Annotated in this window: 18 protein-coding genes and 1 tRNA gene; 6 read left to right on the plus strand and 13 right to left on the minus strand. The window is 73.9% G+C overall.

Annotation, left to right across the window (positions count from 1 at the left end; all coding sequences use genetic code 11):
* The 6 genes from KIK08_RS28955 to KIK08_RS28980 all read right to left on the minus strand — a co-directional run.
* Nucleotides 1–952 (minus strand): serine/threonine-protein kinase (locus tag KIK08_RS28955; protein ID WP_214406469.1); only part of this gene is annotated, 952 nt, incomplete at its 3' end.
* A 2-nt stretch (nt 953–954) separates the two neighbouring features.
* Nucleotides 955–2427 (minus strand): peptidoglycan D,D-transpeptidase FtsI family protein, encoded by a 1473-nt coding sequence (locus KIK08_RS28960; protein ID WP_214406454.1) that lies wholly within the window; start codon nt 2425–2427, stop codon nt 955–957.
* Entirely contained in the window at nt 2424–3863 is a 1440-nt protein-coding gene (locus KIK08_RS28965; RefSeq protein WP_214406455.1) for an FtsW/RodA/SpoVE family cell cycle protein, read from the minus strand. Before KIK08_RS28965 ends, KIK08_RS28960 begins: the two co-directional genes overlap by 4 nt.
* Entirely contained in the window at nt 3863–5260 is a 1398-nt protein-coding gene (locus KIK08_RS28970; protein WP_214406456.1) for a PP2C family protein-serine/threonine phosphatase, read from the minus strand. The genes KIK08_RS28965 and KIK08_RS28970 overlap by 1 nt, the downstream gene beginning before the upstream one ends.
* A gap of 67 nt (nt 5261–5327) precedes the next feature.
* The gene (locus tag KIK08_RS28975) at nt 5328–5786 is read right to left on the minus strand and encodes an FHA domain-containing protein FhaB/FipA (protein WP_214406457.1); all 459 of its coding nucleotides are present in this window, start codon (nt 5784–5786) and stop codon (nt 5328–5330) included.
* 65 nt (nt 5787–5851) lie between these two features.
* The gene (locus KIK08_RS28980; RefSeq protein ID WP_214406458.1) at nt 5852–7051 is read right to left on the minus strand and encodes an FHA domain-containing protein; all 1200 of its coding nucleotides are present in this window, start codon (nt 7049–7051) and stop codon (nt 5852–5854) included.
* 134 nt (nt 7052–7185) lie between these two features.
* Between KIK08_RS28980 and KIK08_RS28985 the strand changes: the two genes are divergently transcribed.
* Nucleotides 7186–7271 (plus strand) — tRNA-Leu (locus KIK08_RS28985).
* A 26-nt stretch (nt 7272–7297) separates the two neighbouring features.
* Here the strand turns inward: KIK08_RS28985 and KIK08_RS28990 are convergent.
* Nucleotides 7298–7915: a nucleoside/nucleotide kinase family protein gene (locus KIK08_RS28990; RefSeq protein ID WP_214406459.1), complete on the minus strand. Its 618-nt coding sequence runs from the start codon at nt 7913–7915 to the stop codon at nt 7298–7300.
* 508 nt (nt 7916–8423) lie between these two features.
* Nucleotides 8424–8678, minus strand: coding sequence for a DUF2630 family protein (locus tag KIK08_RS28995; protein ID WP_214406460.1), 255 nt, complete (start codon nt 8676–8678; stop codon nt 8424–8426).
* A 78-nt stretch (nt 8679–8756) separates the two neighbouring features.
* On the opposite strand from KIK08_RS28995, the gene KIK08_RS29000 reads away from it, so the two are divergent.
* Genes KIK08_RS29000 through KIK08_RS29010 form a run of 3 tightly spaced genes read left to right on the plus strand, consistent with a single transcriptional unit; the run spans nt 8757 to nt 11427 of the window.
* Nucleotides 8757–9509 carry an IclR family transcriptional regulator gene (locus KIK08_RS29000; RefSeq protein WP_308257958.1) on the plus strand — a complete coding sequence of 251 codons (753 nt, stop codon included), beginning with the start codon at nt 8757–8759 and terminating at the stop codon, nt 9507–9509.
* A 56-nt stretch (nt 9510–9565) separates the two neighbouring features.
* Nucleotides 9566–10684: a 5-methyltetrahydropteroyltriglutamate--homocysteine S-methyltransferase gene (locus KIK08_RS29005; protein ID WP_214406461.1), complete on the plus strand. Its 1119-nt coding sequence runs from the start codon at nt 9566–9568 to the stop codon at nt 10682–10684.
* A gap of 8 nt (nt 10685–10692) precedes the next feature.
* Nucleotides 10693–11427 carry a class I SAM-dependent methyltransferase gene (locus KIK08_RS29010; protein ID WP_214406462.1) on the plus strand — a complete coding sequence of 245 codons (735 nt, stop codon included), beginning with the start codon at nt 10693–10695 and terminating at the stop codon, nt 11425–11427.
* Nucleotides 11428–11500: 73 nt separating this feature from the next.
* Here the strand turns inward: KIK08_RS29010 and KIK08_RS29015 are convergent, their stop codons facing one another.
* The 3 genes from KIK08_RS29015 to KIK08_RS29025 all read right to left on the minus strand — a co-directional run bounded on the left by KIK08_RS29015 (nt 11501) and on the right by KIK08_RS29025 (nt 14427).
* Nucleotides 11501–12202 carry an iron-sulfur cluster assembly protein gene (locus KIK08_RS29015; protein WP_308257959.1) on the minus strand — a complete coding sequence of 234 codons (702 nt, stop codon included), beginning with the start codon at nt 12200–12202 and terminating at the stop codon, nt 11501–11503.
* Nucleotides 12203–12275: 73 nt separating this feature from the next.
* Nucleotides 12276–13340 (minus strand): amidohydrolase family protein, encoded by a 1065-nt coding sequence (locus KIK08_RS29020; RefSeq protein ID WP_214406463.1) that lies wholly within the window; start codon nt 13338–13340, stop codon nt 12276–12278.
* Between the two features lie 58 nt (nt 13341–13398).
* The gene (locus KIK08_RS29025) at nt 13399–14427 is read right to left on the minus strand and encodes an NAD(P)-dependent alcohol dehydrogenase (RefSeq protein WP_214406464.1); all 1029 of its coding nucleotides are present in this window, start codon (nt 14425–14427) and stop codon (nt 13399–13401) included.
* A 292-nt stretch (nt 14428–14719) separates the two neighbouring features.
* Here KIK08_RS29025 and KIK08_RS29030 point away from each other — a divergent pair, with 292 nt between their 5' ends.
* Complete coding sequence (locus tag KIK08_RS29030) at nt 14720–15379, plus strand: NAD(P)H-binding protein (RefSeq protein WP_214406465.1); 660 nt, start codon at nt 14720–14722, stop codon at nt 15377–15379.
* Nucleotides 15376–16776 (plus strand): dihydrolipoyl dehydrogenase family protein, encoded by a 1401-nt coding sequence (locus KIK08_RS29035; protein WP_214406466.1) that lies wholly within the window; start codon nt 15376–15378, stop codon nt 16774–16776. The genes KIK08_RS29030 and KIK08_RS29035 overlap by 4 nt, the downstream gene beginning before the upstream one ends.
* Here the strand turns inward: KIK08_RS29035 and KIK08_RS29040 are convergent.
* Nucleotides 16764–16937: a hypothetical protein gene (locus KIK08_RS29040; protein ID WP_214406467.1), complete on the minus strand. Its 174-nt coding sequence runs from the start codon at nt 16935–16937 to the stop codon at nt 16764–16766. The genes KIK08_RS29035 and KIK08_RS29040 overlap by 13 nt on opposite strands.
* Before the next feature lie 8 nt (nt 16938–16945).
* A partial coding sequence (locus KIK08_RS29045) for a copper resistance D family protein (RefSeq protein WP_214406468.1) occupies nt 16946–17840 on the minus strand: 895 nt, incomplete at its 5' end.

Genomic DNA, 17840 nt, shown 5'->3' on the forward strand with positions numbered 1-17840 from the left:
GGCACGGGGTGGGGCTCGGCGTGGGCGTCGGGACCGGTGTGGCCGCGCGCCCGCGCGCCGGCGTGGGCCGCGGGGTGAGCACGGGGGCGGACGCCCCGCTGACCGAGCGCGGCACCGGCATCGGCTCGCCCCGGCGCACCGCGGCGACCGCGGCGGCGAACTCGCCGCCGGTGGCGTAGCGCTGCGTCGGGTCCTTGACCAGCACCGCCTCGATCAGCTCGCGGGTGGCGACCGGGATCGTCGCCGGCAGCGGCGGCGGCTCGTCGCGGACCTGCATCATCGCCACCGCCACCGCGCTCTCGGCGCGGAACGGCCGGTGCCCGACCAGGCACTCGTAGCCGACGATGCCCAGCGAGTAGACATCGCCCGCCGGCCCGGCCTCGCCGCCGCTGGCCTGCTCCGGGGCGATGTAGTGGGCGGTGCCCATGACCATGCCCGACCGGGTGACCGGGACGGCGTCGGCGGCCTTGGCGATGCCGAAGTCGGTCAGCTTCACCAGGCCGTCGGTGCGGACCAGGATGTTGCCCGGCTTGACGTCGCGGTGCACGAAGCCGCGCTCGTGCGCGGCCTGCAGCGCCCAGGCGGCCTCCTCGACGAGGCGCAGGGTCTCGTCGGCGTCGATGGGGCCGCGGGAGATCAGCGTGGACAGCGGGTCGCCGCGGACCAGCTCCATGACCAGGTAGGCGGTCCGGCGCCCGCTGGGGCTCTCGTCCTCGCCGTAGTCGTGCACGGCGGCGATGCCGGAGTGGTCCAGCGAGGCCACCGTGCGGGCCTCGATGCGGAACCGGTGCAGGAACTCGGGGTCGTCGGACAGCTCGGGGCGCAGGACCTTCACCGCGACGGACCGGCCGAGGCGGGTGTCGGAGGCCTCCCAGACCTCGCCCATGCCGCCCACCGCGATCCGCCGGTCGAGGTGGTAGCGGTCGGCGATGTGCTGGCCAGCCGCGAGCACGGTCACGGCGCCTTGCCCAGCGCGGCCCGGATGACCGCGCGCCCGAGGGGGGCCGCCACCTGGCCGCCGGTCGCCTCGAGGTTGTTGGGGTCGCCGCCGGACTCCACGAGCACCGCCACCGCGACCTGCGGGTCCTCGGCCGGGGCGAACCCGACGTACCAGACGTGCGGCGGCACGCTGTCGTCGGCGCCGTGCTGGGCGGTCCCGGTCTTGGCGGCGATCTGCACACCGGAGATCTTGCCGAGGTTGGCGTAGGAATTCTCGTTGTTGACCATCATCTCGGTCAGGGTGCGGGCCACCCCGGAGTTGACGGCCGAGCCGATGCGGTCCGGTTCGGTGGTCGAGACCGTGTCCAGCTCCTGGTCCTGGATCTGCTGGATCAGGTAGGGGGCCATGACCTCGCCGCCGTTGGCGATGGCCGCCACGACCATGGCGTTCTGCAGGGGCGTCAGCGCCACGCTGGCCTGCCCGATGCTGGACTGCTGCAGCTGGGCGGTGTTCTCGATGTCGCCGAGGGTGGACGGGGCTACCTTCATCGGGATGGACAGGTCGGTCGAGCCGATGCCGAACGCGGCCGCCTGGTCCTGGATGGCCGGCGTCCCCAGCTGCGCGGCCAGCTCGGCGAACGCGGTGTTGCAGGAGCGCTGCAGGGCCTCGCGCAGGGTGGCCGTCTCGCCGCCGCCGCAGCGGTTGCCGCCGAAGTTGGGCAGCGGGGTCCGGGTGCCCTCCAGCGTGATGCTGGGCGCGGCGGTGAAGGGGCTGTCCGGGGTGTAGCGCCCGGAGCTCAGCGCGGCCGCCACGTCGATCAGCTTGAACGTCGAGCCGGGCGGGTAGCGCTCCGAGATGGCCCGGTTGGACAGCACCGGGGGCTTGGCCGCGTTCAGGTCGGTCCAGGCCTGCTTCTGCTCCTCGGCCCGGTGGCTGGCCAGCCCGCTGGGGTCGTAGGAGGGGGTGGAGACCATGCCCAGGATCTCGCCGGTCTGCGGGCGCAGCGCCACGATCGAGCCGGTGTAGCCCTTGCTGGACAGCTGGTCGTAGGCCGCCTGCTGGACCTCGGGGTCGATGGTCAGCACGACGTTGCCGCCGCTCGGGTCGCGCCCGGTGACCAGGTCGGACACCCGGCGCACGAACAGCCGGTCGTCGCTGCCGTTGAGGATGCTGTCGGCGGCGCGCTCCAGCCCGCTCGGGCCGTAGATGGTGGAGTAGTAGCCGGTCAGCGGCGCGTACACCGGCCCGTCGGGGTACTGGCGCTGGTACTTGAGCTCGTCGTCGGAGGGCACCGAGCTGGCCACGACCTGCCCGCCCGCGCTGATCTGGCCGCGCTTGCGCGCGTACTCGGCCAGCAGCACCCGCTTGTTGCGGGAGTCGTCGCGGTAGTCGCCCGCCTTGACGACCTGCACGTAGGTCAGGTTGCCGAGCAGCAGCAGGACCATCGCCATCACGGCGATGGCGATCCGACGGACGGGCGTGTTCACTTCGGCCGCTCCACCAGCTCGGTGCCGGCTTCGGCGATCGGGGGCAGCGGGGCGGCCGGGCGGCGGTTCAGCGGCGCGCGGGCGGCGTTGGAGATCCGCAGCAGCAGCGCGACCAGCGCGTAGTTGGCGACCAGCGACGACCCGCCGTAGGACAGGAACGGCAGGGTCAGGCCGGTGAGCGGGATGAGCTTGGAGGCCCCGCCGATGACGGTGAAGATCTGCAGCGCGATCGCGAACGACAGCCCGGTGGCCAGCAGCTTGCCGAAGCTGTCGCGCACGGCCAGCGCACTGCGCAGCCCTCGGGTGATCATCACCAGGTAGACGACCAGGATGGCCGACAGCCCGATCAGCCCGAGCTCCTCGCCCAGCGAGGAGAGCATGAAGTCGCTGTAGGCGAAGGGCACGAGGTCGGGGCGGCCCGCGCCCAGCCCGGTGCCGCCGACGCCGCCGGTGCCCAGCCCGAACAGGGCCTGGCCGATCTGGAAGCCGGTGCCGTTGAAGTCGGCGAACGGGTCGAGCCAGACCTGCACGCGGACCCGCACGTGGCCGAACAGCTGGTAGGCGATCAGCGCCCCGCCCATGAAGATGGTCAGGCCGATGACCAGCCAGGACACCCGCTCGGTCGCCGCGTACAGCAGCACCAGCACGATGCCGAAGAACAGCAGGGACGAGCCGAGGTCGCGCTCGATGACCAGCACGCCGATGGACAGCCCCCAGGCCAGCAGCAGCGGGCCCAGGTCGCGCGGGCGGGGGAACTCCATGCCGAGGAACTTGCGCCCGGCGGTGGTGAACAGCTCGCGCTTCTGCACCAGGAACGCGGCGAAGAAGACGATCAGCAGGATCTTGGCGAACTCCCCGGGCTGGATGCCGACCGGCCCGATCCTGATCCACAGCTTCGCGCCGTTGACCTCGGAGATCGACGCCGGCAGCAGGCCGGGCAGGGCCAGCAGCACGATCCCGGCCAGGCCGCAGGTGAACGCGTAGCGGGAGAGCTTGCGGTGGTCGCGCACCAGCCAGAGCACGGCCACGAACAGCGCCAGCCCGACCGCCGTCCAGGCGATCTGGCGGCTGAGCAGCTCGGTGGGCGGCGGGTCGCCGACGGCGGTGGCCTGCGCCAGCTCGGCCAGGTCGAGCCGGTGGATCATCACCAGGCCCAGGCCGTTGAGCAGCGCCACCGACGGCAGGATGAGCGGGTCGGCGTAGGGCGCGAACCGGCGCACCGCGAAGTGCGCGATGGTGAACAGGCCCAGGTAGGCCAGCCCCACCCAGATCAGCGCCTGGGTGAGCTGCTGCTCCTGGTTGGCCTCGACGAGCCCGAGTGCGCCGGTGACGAGCACCGCGGCGAACGCCAGCAGCACCAGCTCGATGCCCCGCCCGGTGGGCAGGGGAGCTGGTGTCGCCGGCGCGGCGCCCGGACGGTCGTCGACGGCGGCCATCAGCTGACCGGCCTGCAGTTCCGCCCCGGCTGGGGCGTCTCCTGAGGCAGCGGGGCGAGCGTGACGGGCGGGGCGGTGGTCGGGACGACCCCGCCCGGGGGGAGCGCGTTCGGGTCGCCGCCGGGCGGCACCACGGGCGGCGGCGGGGTGAGCGTCGGCTGCACCACGATCTGCGGCGCCTGCGGCACGAGCTCCGAGCAGGGCGGCAGCATCCGGTTGCGCAGCCGGTCGACCACGCCGCGGGCGCCGTCGATGCCGTCGGAGGAGTTGATGCCGTCCTGGACGGCGCTGCGGTCGGCCTCGGGCAGCGACGCCAGCGCCACGTCCGTGCGCTCGGCGACCTGGTGCAGCGGGATGCCCAGCACGTCGCCGGGCACGCCCTGGAAGATGGCGACCTGCTCGGCGTCGTTGCCGACGTAGTACTGCTGCAGCACCCACAGCCGGGCCAGCGCGCCCGCGCCGACCAGCAGGACCAGCGCGGCCGCGACCAGCACGGCCAGCTGGACGCGCCAGCGGCTGCGCGCGGCGACCGGCGGCGCCGTGGGCGCGACCACCCGCGGCGCGGGCCGGGTCATCGTGGCCGCGGACGCGCGGGCCGCTGCGGAGTCGGGCTGGGGGCCGTTGTCGTCCATGCCGCCGCCGACCGAGCCGCCCATGATCGGGGCGTCCTCGCCGAAGTCGATGTCGACGACGTCGGCGACGATGCAGGTGACGTTGTCCGGGCCGCCGCCGCGCAGCGCGAGCTCGATCATCCGGTCGGCGCACTCGCGGGGGTCGCGGTAGGCCTGCAGGGTGTCCTGCAGGGTCTCGTCGCTGACCACCCCGGACAGGCCGTCCGAGCAGAGCAGGAAGCGGTCGCCCGCGCGGGCCTCGCGGATGGTCAGCGACGGGTCGACGTCCTGGCCGGTGATGGCGCGCAGCAGCAGCGAGCGCTGGGGATGGGTGTGGGCCTCTTCCTCGGTGATCCGGCCCTCGTCGATCAGCGACTGGACGAACGTGTCGTCCTTGGTGATCTGCGTGAGGTGGCCGTCGCGCAGCTGGTAGGCGCGCGAATCGCCGACGTGCACCAGGCCGAGCCGCGAGCCCGCGAACAGGATGGCGGTGAGCGTGGTGCCCATGCCCTCCAGGTCGGGGGACTCGGCGACGTGCTGGGTGATGGCCGCGTTGCCCTGGTTGGTGGCGTGGTGCAGCGAGGCCAGCAGGTCGTCGCCGGGGGTGTCCTCGTCGAGCTGGGCCAGCGCGGTGATCACCAGCGACGAGGCGACCTCGCCCGCGGCGTGACCGCCCATGCCGTCGGCCAGCGCCAGCAGCCGGGGGCCGGCGTAGACGGCGTCCTGGTTGTTCTGGCGGACGAGCCCGCGGTCACTGCGGGCCGAGTAGCGCAGCACAAGCGTCATCTCGGCGCTCCGCCCGTGGGTCCGGTGGGTAGGCGCGCCCGGAATGGGCCGCGCGGCGTAGTCCTGCTCATGACCGCAGCTCGATCACCGTCTTGCCGATGCGGACGGGCACCCCGAGGGGCACCCGCGTGGGTCCGGTGACCTTAGCCCGGTCGAGGTAGGTGCCGTTTGTGGACCCGAGGTCCTCGACGTACCACTCCTCGCCCTGCTGCGCGATGCGGGCGTGCCTGGTCGACGCGTAGTCGTCGTCGAGCACGAGGGTCGAGTCATCGGCCCGACCGATCAGGATCGGCCGGGAGTCCAACGAGATCCTCGTGCCGGCAAGCGCGCCCTGGGTGACGATGAGCTGCCGGGGCGTGCGCCCGCGCCCGGTGCGGGCGTTCGCTCGCCCACCGCCGGGAACCAGCGCTCGCAGACCGGAAGCCGCGTAGAGGTCCGACCGCACCACACGGAGCGCGACGAGCACGAACAGCCAGAGCAGGGCGAGGAAGCCCGCCCTGGTCAGCTGCAGCACCAACTCCGGCACTCGCCGCCAACTCCGTCCTGTTCCGTGGGTCGATCGATCCTCCCCTATCCGCCGCACGCGGAGTGTTACCGGGTGCGGAAGACCAGGCTCGAATGGCCCACCCGGATGACGTCGCCGTCGTTGAGCTGCCAGGTCTGGACCGGGTTGCCGTTGACGGTGGTCCCGTTGGTGGAGCCGAGGTCGTTCAGCGTGGCGGTCCGGCCGTCCCAGTTGATCTCCAGGTGGCGCCGGGAGACACCGGTGTCCGGGAGCCGGAACGACGAGTCCTGGCCGCGGCCGATGACGTGCGTGCCCGGGGTCAGGTCGAACGTGCGGCCGGAGCCGTCGTCCAGGCTCAGCGAGGCCGACCCGTAGCCGCCGTAGCCGCCCTGGTCGTAGCCGGCGTCGTAGCCCTGGTCGTAGGGCGCCTGCTGGCCGCCGTACCCGCCCTGCTGGCCGTAGCCCTGGTCGTAGCCGCCGGGGGCGTAGCCGGGCTGGCCGCCGTAGCCGCCGCCCTGCTGGCCGTAGCCCTGGTCGTAGCCGCCGGGCTGGGGGTAGCCGCCGGGCTGCTGGCCGCCGTAGCCGGGCTGCTGGCCCCCGTAGCCGGGCTGCTGCCCGCCGTAGCCGGGCTGCTGCCCGCCGTAGCCGCCGCCCTGCTGGCCTCCGTAGCCACCCCCTTGCTGGGGGTAACCGCCCTGCTGGCCGTAGCCCTGCTGGTCGTAGCCCTGCTGGGCGCCCTGGTCGTACCCCCCTCGCTGGTCGTAGGCGGGCGGGGCGTACGTCTGCTGCCCGTATCCGCCGGGGGCGCCACGGTCGTAGCCGTACTGCCCGTTCTCCTCGGGGTGGCCCGGTTGCTGGCTCATGGGTGCTTCTCCTGCGTCGCGTGCTCGGATGGCGTCCCGGCGGGAGGCGTCGGGGTCCACGGATGAGCGGGTGCGGAACTGTCCCGTGTGCAGCGCATCGGAGCGCTCCAGAAAGACTACGACCTCGCCGTAGGTGTCCCACCCCTGGTCGGCGAGTTGCTCGGCGACCGAGGTGGACAGCGAGTTCACGATCTCCGCCTGGTGGTCGCCCGCCATGCGAGCAAGATCTGTCGGTCCGAGCAGCACGGTGTACCGGTTGGGCGCCAGCAGGCGTCCTCCGGCGAGCTCCTCGATGTGGTCCTCGGCCTCCCTGAGCAGCGCGCCCATCACTTCTTGAGGGACGACGCTGCCACCGAAAACCCGCGCGAAGGCATCGCCCACCATCCCCTGGAGACGGCGCTCGAACCTGTCGACGCGACCCAACGATCTTCCTCCGTTCCAACGGCGTGTTGCTGACAGCCTCGATCGTATCTGTGCTATCCAGCAGCGTGACGCCCCCCGGACAAGGGGGGCCTGCGAAGGGCCCGGGAGGGCCCGTGCTAGCTTCTTCTCCGTCAGGGCGAGTGGCGGAATGGCAGACGCGCACGGTTCAGGTCCGTGTGTCCGAAAGGACGTGAGGGTTCAACTCCCTCCTCGCCCACCAGAACCATCTTCTTCTCCGTTCCTCCATCACCTCCGAACCGCCGGCCGGTCGGGGTGGTCGGCGAGGACCACCAGATCCGCGGTCCCCTCGGGGTCATTCTCCCGCGCGTAGCGGCCGTGTGCCGGCACCGTCCACAACAGTTCGGGTGGCAGTCCGCGGCGCAGCGCCGCCTCACCCATGCGCAGGTGCACCGCCGCGTCCAGCGGCAGCCCCCGCCCCAGCAGCAGGCCCCCGGCCAGCAGCACCACGCCGTCGTCGGGCAGCTGGACGTACCGGTCGCGGTAGGCGCGGTCGGCCCCGGCGTCCCACAGCCGCGGCAGCACCCGCCCCGAGCCGTCCCGCGCGGCCGGCTCCAGCACCTCGCGGCGCAGACCGGCGACGTCGAGCCAGCCGTCGAGCAGCTCGTCGGGGTCCTCGCGGCCGTACTCCAGGCGCACCGACGCCGGGCGCAGGAAGTCGCCCGCGTCCACGACGACCGCCGCCCGCCCGAGCGCCGCCAGCGCCTCGGCGGCCCGCCGGGCCAGCTCGACGGGCCGGGTGGGCCGCGGACCGTCCACCCCCACCCGCACCCGCCCCGACCTGGCGTCGACCAGCCCGACGACCTCGTCGACGAGCCGCTCGGGGGTGAGCGGGGTGACCTGCATGGCCCCGATGGTGGCCGAGCGGCCCCCCTCCGGCCACTCAGGACGGACCCCACCCCCCTCGTGTGAGAGTGATCATGGCGGAAAGCCGCCCCGTTCCCGGCGCGGCCGCCCGCGCTCGGCGGGTTGGACGAGAGCCGCTCTCGCTCGACGAGATGCAGCGAGGGGAGTGTGTTCTCGCAGGCTGACGTGTTCTCGCAGCGCTGGCGTGGCTGTCGCAGCGCTGGCGTGGCTGTCGCAGCGCTGGCGTGGCTGTCGCAGCGCGCCGGCGGGCTGCGAGCCCACACCCGGTGCTGCGAGCCCACCACCCGGTTCGCGCTGGCGCGCCCCGGCCTCGGGTCCTCGCGGCGCTGGCGCGCCACTCGGCGGGAAGCCACCGAACCGTCGAGAACGACGTTATCGTGATCAACAGGGCCCGTTGATCACGACAACGTCGTTCTCGACGGGGTGGCACTGGCTCGTCCCGCCCGGCGGCACGAGCGCGGCCCCCGTCCCGCCGCCCGAGCGGTGGCTACTGCTGGTAGCCCTCGACGACGCCGCCGGAGCGCTCCTGGGCGTCGTCGGGGTCGAGGCCGGCGCGGCGGCGGGCGTCGCGCTGGCGCAAGAGGTCCCACAGGCGGTCGAGCTGGACGGCGACATCGCCGAGCCGCTGCTGCTCGTCCTCGGAGAGCGCGGTGCCGATGTGCGCCCGCTCCAGGCGGTGCTCCTCGGCGACGAGTTCGTCGATCCGCCGGTGCAGCTCGGCGTCGCTGGTCGGCTCGGTCATTCGGGTTCCCGTTCGGTCGGTGGGGTGCGCGGGTCGCTGTGCTGTCCAACGGCGCAGTTGTACCCAACACTGGCCGATGTGGCACCACCGTCGTCGGTCACCCGCGCGTTGCGGATCATGGAGGCGGTGGCGGCCGCCGGTGACGGGATCACGCCCAAGGCGATCGCCCGCAGGCTGGGCTGCCCCCTGCCGACGGTCTACCGCGCGTTGGGCACGCTGGTGGAGCAGGGCTACCTGGTGCGGCTGCACGAGGTGCGCGGCTACGGCCTGGGCTACCGGGTCGCCGAGCTGCAGCACAGCCTGGCCGAGCAGGTGCGCCCGCCGCCCGCGGTCCGCTCGGTGCTGCACGAGCTGCACCTGGAGCTGGGCGCGGCCGCCTACCTGGTCTCCCGGCGCGACGCCGACGTCGTCGTCGCGCACGTCGACGACTGCCCGGAGCACCCGCTCCCGGCGGGGATGCGGGCCGGCGAGCCGACCGCGCCGCACGCGGCCGCGGCGGGGAAGGCGGTGCTGGCCGGGATGCGCGGGCCGCGGCTGGCCGAGCTGCTGGGCCGGGTCGGGCTGCCGGCGCTGGCCCCGCACACCGTCACCGATCGGCGCGTGCTCGGCCGGGAGCTGCGCCGGGTGCGCGCCGAGGGGATGGCCGTCGAGGTCGAGGAGTACGCGGCCGGGGTGGCCGGGCTCGCCGTGCCGGTCCTCGGCGCCGACGGCGACGTCGTGGCCGGTCTGGGCGTGTCGGTCAGCCGGGCCGACTTCGCCGCCCGCCGCTGGGAGCTGGAGAAGGGGGTCCGCCGGGCGGGCGCCCGGGTGGCGGCGCTGCCGGCGGGCTGACCGGATCGCGGTTCGCCGGCAGCGGGGCGGTGGGCGGGGGTACTAGGTTCTGGGCCATGTCCGAACGCACCGAGGCACCGTTCCGCGCCGATCACGTCGGCAGCCTGCTGCGACCCCCGGCCCTGCTGGCCGCGCGCCAGCGGCACGCCGCGGGCGAGCTGGACGCCGAGGGCCTGCGGGCCGCCGAGGACGCCGCCATCACCGACGCGGTCGCGATGCAGGAGGAGATCGGCCTGCGGGCCGCGACCGACGGCGAGTTCCGCCGCACGTCCTGGCACATGGACTTCATCTACCGGCTCGGCGGCGTCCGCAAGACCGACGAGCAGATCCGGGTGCGGATGGTCAACGAGCAGGGCGAGGGCGCGTTCACCTCGGCCGGGCTGGCCGTGCAGGAGAAGGTCCGGCTGGACGAGCCGATCTTCGCCGACGACTTCGCGTACCTGCGCGACCGGGTCACGACGGCGGTGCCGAAGCTCACGATCCCCTCGCCGAGCATGGTCCATTACCGCGGCGGGTCGGCGGCGATCGACCGCTCCGTCTACCCGGACGTCGAGGAGTTCTGGTCGGACCTGTCGGCCGCCTACGCCGACGAGGTCCGCGCGCTGGGCGAGCTCGGCTGCCGCTACCTGCAGCTCGACGACACCTCGCTGGCCTACCTCAACGACCCCGCCCAGCGCGCCGAGATGGCCGCCCGCGGCGAGGACGCCGACCACCAGCACCTGCGCTACATCAAGCAGATCAACGCCGCGATCGTCGACCGGCCGGCCGGCATGCGGGTGACCACGCACATGTGCCGGGGCAACTTCCGCTCGTCGTGGGCGGCCGAGGGCGGCTACGACTTCGTGGCCGAGGCCCTGTTCGGCGAGCTGGCCGTGGACGGCTTCTTCTGCGAGTTCGACGACGAGCGCTCCGGCGGGTTCGCGCCGTTGCGGTTCGTCCCGCCGGGCAAGCAGGTGGTGCTCGGCCTGGTCACCACCAAGCGCGGGGCGCTGGAGGACGCCGACGCCCTCAAGCGGCGCATCGACGAGGCCGCCAAGTACGTCCCGCTCGACCAGCTGTGCCTGTCGCCGCAGTGCGGTTTCTCCTCGACCGTCGAGGGCAACGAGCTCACCCAGGCCGACCAGGTGGCGAAGCTGCGGCTGATCGTGCAGGTCGCGCAGGACGTCTGGGGCTGATCGTCGCCGTGGCGCAGGACGGTCCCGACGGCTGGGCCGCACCGCTGCACCGGGTGGCGCTCGACCGGGCCGGCGTCGGCCGGGGCACCCGGCTGCTCGACCTGGGCTGCGGTCGCGGCGAGTTCGCGGCCGCGGCCGTGGCCCGCGGCGCCGTGGTGACCGGCATCGACACCGATCCGGAGGCGGTCGCCGCCGCGGCGGCGCGGGTGCCCGAGGGCGGGTTCCGCACCGGCGACGCGCACGAGCCCCCGCCCGGCCCGTTCGACGTCGTCGCGGCGGTGCAGTTGCTGATGCACGCGGCCGGGCCGGTCCGCATCCTGCGGCGCGCCGCGGAGATCGCCCCGCTCGTCGTGGTCACGCTGTGGGGCCGGGAGTCGGAGTGCGACCTGCGGGCCTTCGGCGAGGCGCTGGCCCGGTGGCTGCCGCCCCGGCCGCCCCCGCCACGCGATCCGCTGCCGATCACCGAGCCGACCCGGATCAGCCGGCTCATCGACATCGCCGGCCTGCGCTCGCTCAGCCACGATGACGTGGACGTGCCGTTCCACTACCCGGACGAGGACGCGCTGGTCGGTCCCGTCCTGTCGGCCGGCATCGGCACGGTCGCGGGCCGGGTGGCCGGCCCCGCGGCCGTCCGGGCGGCCCTGCTCGACCGGTGCGCCGAGTACCGCACCCCCGACGGCGGCTACCGGCTGGTCAACCGCTTCCGGGTGGTCACCGCGCGCCTCCGCGACAACGCACCCTGACCGTCGAGAACGACGTCGTCGCGCGGATGGACCGGTCCACAGCGCGACAACGTCGTTCTCGACGGCACCCGGGTCAGGCGTAGCGGGTCTTGAGCAGGCTCTTGCAGTACTCCCCGTTGGTCTCGATCCCGACCCGCTGCAGCCGCGCGCGGCGCAGGTGCAGCGGGATCTTCGCGACCGGGACCGGGCTGCCGTCGTCGGTGATCAGCAGCGGGGCGCCGTCGCCGTCGGGCAGCCCGAGGGCCGCCCGGCGCCGACGCAGCCGGTCCAGCTCCGGCGACGGCGGCACCGCCCCCAGCGTCGTCACGGCCAGGTCCTCCGGGGTGGCGCCCCGGTCGACCAGCGGCCGGGCCACGCTGTCCTGCCCGGCCAGCGCCGCTTTCTTCAGGAACGTCGCGCGCAGCTCGTCGAGCTCGGCGACGGCCTCGTCGCCGAACGTGCCGATGAACCCGGCCTGCGCGGCCACCCCGCCGTTGATCTCGTCGGAGGCGTGGTGGTCGGCCAGCGTCACCACGGCGCGCTCCACCCCCGGGACGTCCGACACCGCGTCGTGGGCGTCGGCGACCATCAGGAACGAGAAGTTCGGCGCGCAGAAGAACGTCGGCAGCCGCAGCCGCACGGTCGCCACCCCGTCCGGCGAGACCGACCACGCCTCGACGAAGTCGAGGTCGGTGATCGGCTCGTCCAGCTCGGGGTCGAGCACCGTGCCCAGCGCGGCCCAGACCCGACCGCGCAGCTCCTCCAGGTCCGCCGGCGCTGTCGCCGGCGCGGTCACGAGGCTGCCTCGCTGGCGCTCGGCAGCCGCGTGCCGCGAGGTGCTGTGTTGAACGGTGACCTCGCAATCTCGGTCACGCCTGCGCCCCCGCGACGTCCTTGACCAGCTCCTCACCCGGCTGCATCGGCTCGTCGGCCGTGGTGGGCAGTTGCAGCTCGGCCGGCACCGGGATGTCGTAGAGCTTCGCGGCGTTCAGCCCGAGGATCTTCTTCTTGGTGGCCGTGGTGAGCTTGGCGTAGTCGGTGAACGCCTCGTCGTCGGGCATCTGCCAGTCGACGAAGCCCTCGATCTGCCACTTCGGCACCCAGATGTTGTAGTCGCCGCCGAAGAGCATCTTGTCCTCGCCGACCCAGAACATCAGCTCGCCGATCACCTTGGCGAAGAACTTCGGCCGGGCGTGCATCAGCCCGCCGATCACCACCGACAGCCCGGCGTAGACGTTGGGCTCCTGCACCGCCATGAAGCAGAAGTCCTCGATGCGCGGCAGCCCGACGTGCTCGACGATGAAGTTGAGGTCCGGGAAGTCGGTGGCCGCGTGGTCGACGTCGGAGACGTCGAAGGCGTCCTTGTCCAGTGGCCAGATGGTCGGGCCCTTGTGCACGTGGACGTTCTTGATGCCGAGCTCCTGGGCGCGGGCCAGGAACCGGTAGGCCTCCGGGTCGGAGAGCTTGTAGCCGCGCGAACCGTTGTTCCACTCCGCGGTGTAGAGCTTCACGCCCTTGCACTGGTACTTCGCGACGTCCTCTTCGAGCTGCTTGAGCCCGGCGTCGCCGTCGCGCGGGTCGAAGCGCCCGTTCACGATCAGCCGGTCGCCCCACTTGTCCAGCAGCTGGGCGTTCTGGTCGATCGTGTTGAAGCCCTCGGTGTACCACTCCTTGAGGTAGGTCGACTGGAAGATCGCGTGGTCGACGTGGCCCTCGACGAACATGTCGCGCTCGAAGTCCTCCGGCGAGACCTTGAGGTACTTCTCGTAGTCCCAGTGGGTCTCCGGCGGGCCGAGCTGGTGGTAGCCGTAGAAGCAGTCGATCCAGCCCTTCGCGTACTGCTCCTGGCCGGGCTTCCAGTTCTCCCGGCTGGCGTCCCAGAAGTGGCTGTGCGAATCGACGATGAAGTACTTCTCGCCGTCCTTCTCGTACATGTGGTGGGTCCTCTCGCGGCAGTGCGGGATGTGAGCGCGGGAAATGTCGGAAGGAGGTTCAGGGCACGAGGATCGCCCGACCGCGCACGCGTCCGGCGTCGAGGTCGTGCAGGGCGTCGAGCGCCGAGTCGAGCGGGTACTGCTTGGTGTGCAGCGTGACCTTGCCGGCCTGGGCGAGCACCATCAGCTCGGCGAGGTCGTTGTAGGTGCCGACGATGTTGCCGATGACGTTCTTCTCGCCGCCGACGAAGTCCAGCGTCGGGATCCGCAGCTCGCCGCCGTAGCCGATGACGTACTGCGAGCCCGCCGGGGCGGTCATCTGCCAGGCGTCGTTCTCCGCGCCCTGCTCGGCCACGAAGTCGAACACCACGTTGGCGCCCAGGCCGCTGGTCAGGTCCTTGACCGCGTCGATGTGCGTGCCGTCGGCGAGCACGGTCTCGTCGGCGCCGATCTGCTTGGCCAGCGCCAGCGCGTCCGGGTTGCGGTCGACCACGACGATCCGGGTGGCCGTCAGCGCGGCCAGTGCCTGGATGCCGATGTGGCCGAGCCCGCCCGCGCCCTGCACGACGGCGGTGGTGCCCGGGTAGAGGTCGGGCACGGCCTTGCGCACCGCGTGGTAGGCGGTGATGCCGGCGTCGGCCAGCGCGGCCACGTCGGCCGGGTTGGTGTCCGGGTTGAGCTTCACGCAGGCCCGGGCGGTGGTGCGCAGGTACTCGGCCATGCCCCCGTCGTTGTTCGACAGGCCGGGGAAGAACGCGTTCTCGCACTGCATGTCGCGCCCGGCCCGGCAGGCCAGGCACAACCCGCAGCTGGGCTGCGGGTGCAGGATCACCGTGTCGCCGACGGCGACGTTGGTGACCCCGTCGCCGACCGCGTGCACCCAGCCGGCGTTCTCGTGGCCGATCACGTAGGGCAGCTCGGGGCCCATCGCGTCCGCCCACTGACCCTCGAGGATGTGCAGGTCGGTGCGGCAGACCCCGGCGCCGCCGACCTTGACGATCACATCCAGCGGGCCCTGCAGCGTCGGTTCGGGTATGTCGTCGATCTTCGGATCGGAGTGGTAAGCGTGCACCCGCACGGCCTTCACGGTCCACCTCCATGGCGTCGTCGACTGCCTCCGATTGCAGACCGGGGCCCGCACCCCGACAACCGCCGCCATTCCGGCTGGTGAGAAAACGGACACGGGTCGGGCGGTACCGGCGATGCGACCTGGGGTGATGCCGGAGCGCCCCGGCGGTCGGGGACGCCGAGGGCGCCCACCAACGGGGTAGCCACGGCCCGGGCCCGGCTCCCGCCGGAGTTCGCCCGCGACGGGCCGGCGGGCGCCCGGTCCGGTGAGGGGGGAGCGCGGCACCGCCATCGCCGCTACGGTCGCGCCAATGCGGGTCGTGATCGCCGGAGGGCACGGGAAGATCGGGTTGCGGTTGGCCGCGCTGCTGGCCGCCCGCGGGGACGTGGCGGTGGGGGTGGTGCGCAACCCCGACCACCGCGCCGACCTGGAGGGCGCGGGCGCGACGCCGGTGGTGCTCGACCTGGAGTCGGCCTCGGCCGTCGAGCTGGCCGACCACCTGCGCGACGCCGACGCCGTCGTGTTCGCCGCGGGGGCCGGGCCGGGCAGCGGGGTCACCCGCAAGGACACCGTCGACCGGGCCGCCGCGGTGCTGCTCGCCGACGCCGCGCACCTGGCCGGGGTGCGCCGCTACCTGCTGGTCTCCTCGACCGGCGTGGACGACCCCCCGGCCGAGGGCACCGACGAGGTGTGGGCGGCCTACCTGCGCGCCAAGAAGGCCGCCGAGGACGCCATCACCGCCACCGACCTGCAGTGGACGGTCCTGCGCCCGGGCCGGCTCACCGACGACCCGGGCACCAACTCGGTGCTGCTGCGGCCGCCACCGCTCGACCGCGGCGACGTGACCCGCGACGACACGGCCGCCGTGCTGATCGCCCTGCTCGACACGCCGGGCACCGCGGGTCGGGTCCTGGAGCTGCGCGAGGGCACCGAGGACGTGCTCAAGGCGGTCGCGGCGGTGGCCCGGTGAGCGCGGAGGAGTTCGACGTCGTCGTCATCGGGGCCGGGCCGGTCGGCGAGAACGCCGCCGACTACGCGGTGAAGGCCGGGCTGACCGCGGCGATCGTGGAGTCGGAGCTGGTCGGCGGCGAGTGCTCGTACTGGGCCTGCATGCCGTCCAAGGCGCTGCTGCGCACCGGCCACGCGGTCGCCGCCCTGCGCAGGCTGCCCGGCACCACCGCGGAGTCCGACCCGGCGGCCGTGCTCGCGCGCCGCGACGGCTTCACCCACGACTGGGACGACTCCAGCCAGGTCGAGTGGGCCGAGGGCGCCGGCATCCGGGTCGTCCGCGGGCACGGCCGGATCTCGGGGGAGCGCACGGTCACCGTCGACGGCCCGCGGCCGCTGACCCTCACCGCCCGGCACGCCGTCGTGGTCAGCACCGGCAGCGTCGCGGTGACCCCGCCGGTGCCGGGCCTGGACACCGTGCGCACCTGGACCTCGCGCGACGCCACCTCGGCCAAGGAGGTCCCGGCCCGGCTCGGGGTGCTGGGCGGCGGCGTCGTCGGCTGCGAGATGGCGCAGGCGTTCCAGCGGCTCGGCTCGCAGGTGCTGCTCGTGCAGCGCGGTCCGCGGCTGCTGGCCGGCGCCGAGCCGTTCGCCGGGGAGCGGGTGGCCGCGGCGCTGCGCGAGGAGGGCGTCGACGTCCGCCTCGACACCGGCCTGGACGCCGTGTCCGCCGAGGGCGGCGCCATCGCGCTGCGGCTGGGTGGCGAGACCGTCGTCGTGGACGAGCTGCTGGTGGCGACCGGGCGCCGGCCCAACTCGGCCGACATCGGCGTGGACGCCGTCGGGCTGGAGCCGGGCGAGCCGCTCGCGGTCGACGACTCGGGCCTGGTCGAGGGCGTCGACGGGCAGTGGCTCTACGCCGCAGGCGACGTCACCGGTCGGGCCCCGCTGACCCACCAGGGCAAGTACGCCGCCCGCATCGTGGGCAGCGCGATCGGCGCCCGTGCGGCGGGGGAGCCGGTCGACACGGCCCCGTGGGGCGAGCACTCCGCCACCGCCGACCACGCCGCGGTGCCGCAGGTGGTGTTCACCGACCCCGAGGTGACCTGGGTGGGCCTCACCGAGGCCGCCGCCCGCGCCGCCGGCATCGACGTCCGGGTGGTCGACCAGGACATCGCCGTGGCCGGCTCGTCGCTGCAGGCCGACGGCTACCAGGGCCACGCCCGGCTGGTCGTCGACCGGGCCCGGGGAGTTCTCGTCGGGGTGACGTTCGTCGGTCAGGACGTGGCCGAGCTGCTGCACTCGGCGACGATCGCGGTGGTCGGCGAGGTCCCGCTGCACCGGCTCTGGCACGCGGTGCCCGCCTACCCGACGATCAGCGAGGTGTGGCTGCGGCTGCTGGAGGCCTACCGGTCCTGACCCCGACGCCGGCGCAGCCGCAGCAGCGCCACGACCCCGGCGACGACGAGCGCCACCCCCATCGCGCAGGCGACGACGAGCAGAAGCCCGGCGATGAGCCACGGCCACACCGGCCCGCCGCTGCCGTCGGGCGCCGCCGCGATGAGGGTCGCGAGGTCCACGCGGGGCCTCAGCCGGTCTGGGTGAGCGCGGCGGCGACGCCCATCGTCACGGCCATCAGCGCCACCTCCGCGCCGGCCCAGCGCAGCACCGGGCGACGGCCGGCGCGCAGCCGGCGCCGGGCCAGCCCGCCCAACCCGGCCAGCAGCACCAGCAGCGCCGTCTTGACCAGCACCAGCTGACCGTAGCCGGTACCGAAGAGCGCGGCCCAGCCCTCCAGCCGGGTGGCCGCGTTGACGACGCCGGTGGCCGCGACGGCGAGCACGCAGCCGCCGGCCAGCGTCGAGAACCGGGGCAGCACGGCGTCGAGCAGCGCGCGGTGGCGCGCCAGCAGCACCAGGACCGCGCCCAGCCCGCCGACCCACAGGGCCGCCGCGGCGACGTGCAGCGCGGCCGAGATCACCGCGAGCTGGTGGTCGGGCGCGGAGCCGGTGTGCCCGGTCAGCGCCGGCATCAGCGCGCCGAGCAGCGCGGCGACCAGCGGGACGCGCACCTGCACGGCGTCGCGGCGACGCAGCCGGGCGATCCCGCAGCCGAGCACGGTCGCCGCGCAGCCCGCGGTCAGCACCATCCCGCGCCCGGCCGCCAGCTGGGTGACCCAGGCGGCGACGTCGGACGCGGACAGCTGCCCGAGTGGGCGGCCCACCGCGCTCGCCGTGCGGAACGCGATGGCCGCCAGCACGAGCGCGAGCCAGCCGCCCGCCACCGCCACGACGGCGCGGTCGGCGCGGTCCTGCACGCGGACGAGGTCGCGCAGCGCGGCGCCGGGCAGGGTGCCCGCGCCCAGCGGCAGCAGCACGCCCAGCAGGGTGAGCCCGACGCAGGTGACCGCGGCGGCGTCCAACCCGACGCGGGTGACCACCGCGCCGACCTCGGCCACGGCGTCGGAGTCGGCCACCGCGTCG

The sequence above is a fragment of the Pseudonocardia lacus genome, assembly GCF_018531445.1.
Taxonomy (GTDB): domain Bacteria; phylum Actinomycetota; class Actinomycetes; order Mycobacteriales; family Pseudonocardiaceae; genus Pseudonocardia; species Pseudonocardia lacus.

Excerpts from the sequence above, each read along its gene's own strand:
- KIK08_RS29020 (WP_214406463.1), bottom strand. The coding sequence starts at position 13,340 with ATGTACGAGAAGGACGGCGAGAAGTACTTCATCGTCGATTCGCACAGC.
- KIK08_RS28965 (WP_214406455.1), bottom strand. The coding sequence starts at position 3,863 with ATGGCCGCCGTCGACGACCGTCCGGGCGCCGCGCCGGCGACACCAGCT.
- KIK08_RS29005 (WP_214406461.1), top strand. The coding sequence starts at position 9,566 with ATGTCCGAACGCACCGAGGCACCGTTCCGCGCCGATCACGTCGGCAGC.
- KIK08_RS29030 (WP_214406465.1), top strand. The coding sequence starts at position 14,720 with ATGCGGGTCGTGATCGCCGGAGGGCACGGGAAGATCGGGTTGCGGTTG.
- KIK08_RS28970 (WP_214406456.1), bottom strand. The coding sequence starts at position 5,260 with ATGACGCTTGTGCTGCGCTACTCGGCCCGCAGTGACCGCGGGCTCGTC.
- KIK08_RS28995 (WP_214406460.1), bottom strand. The coding sequence starts at position 8,678 with ATGACCGAGCCGACCAGCGACGCCGAGCTGCACCGGCGGATCGACGAA.
- KIK08_RS28990 (WP_214406459.1), bottom strand. The coding sequence starts at position 7,915 with ATGCAGGTCACCCCGCTCACCCCCGAGCGGCTCGTCGACGAGGTCGTC.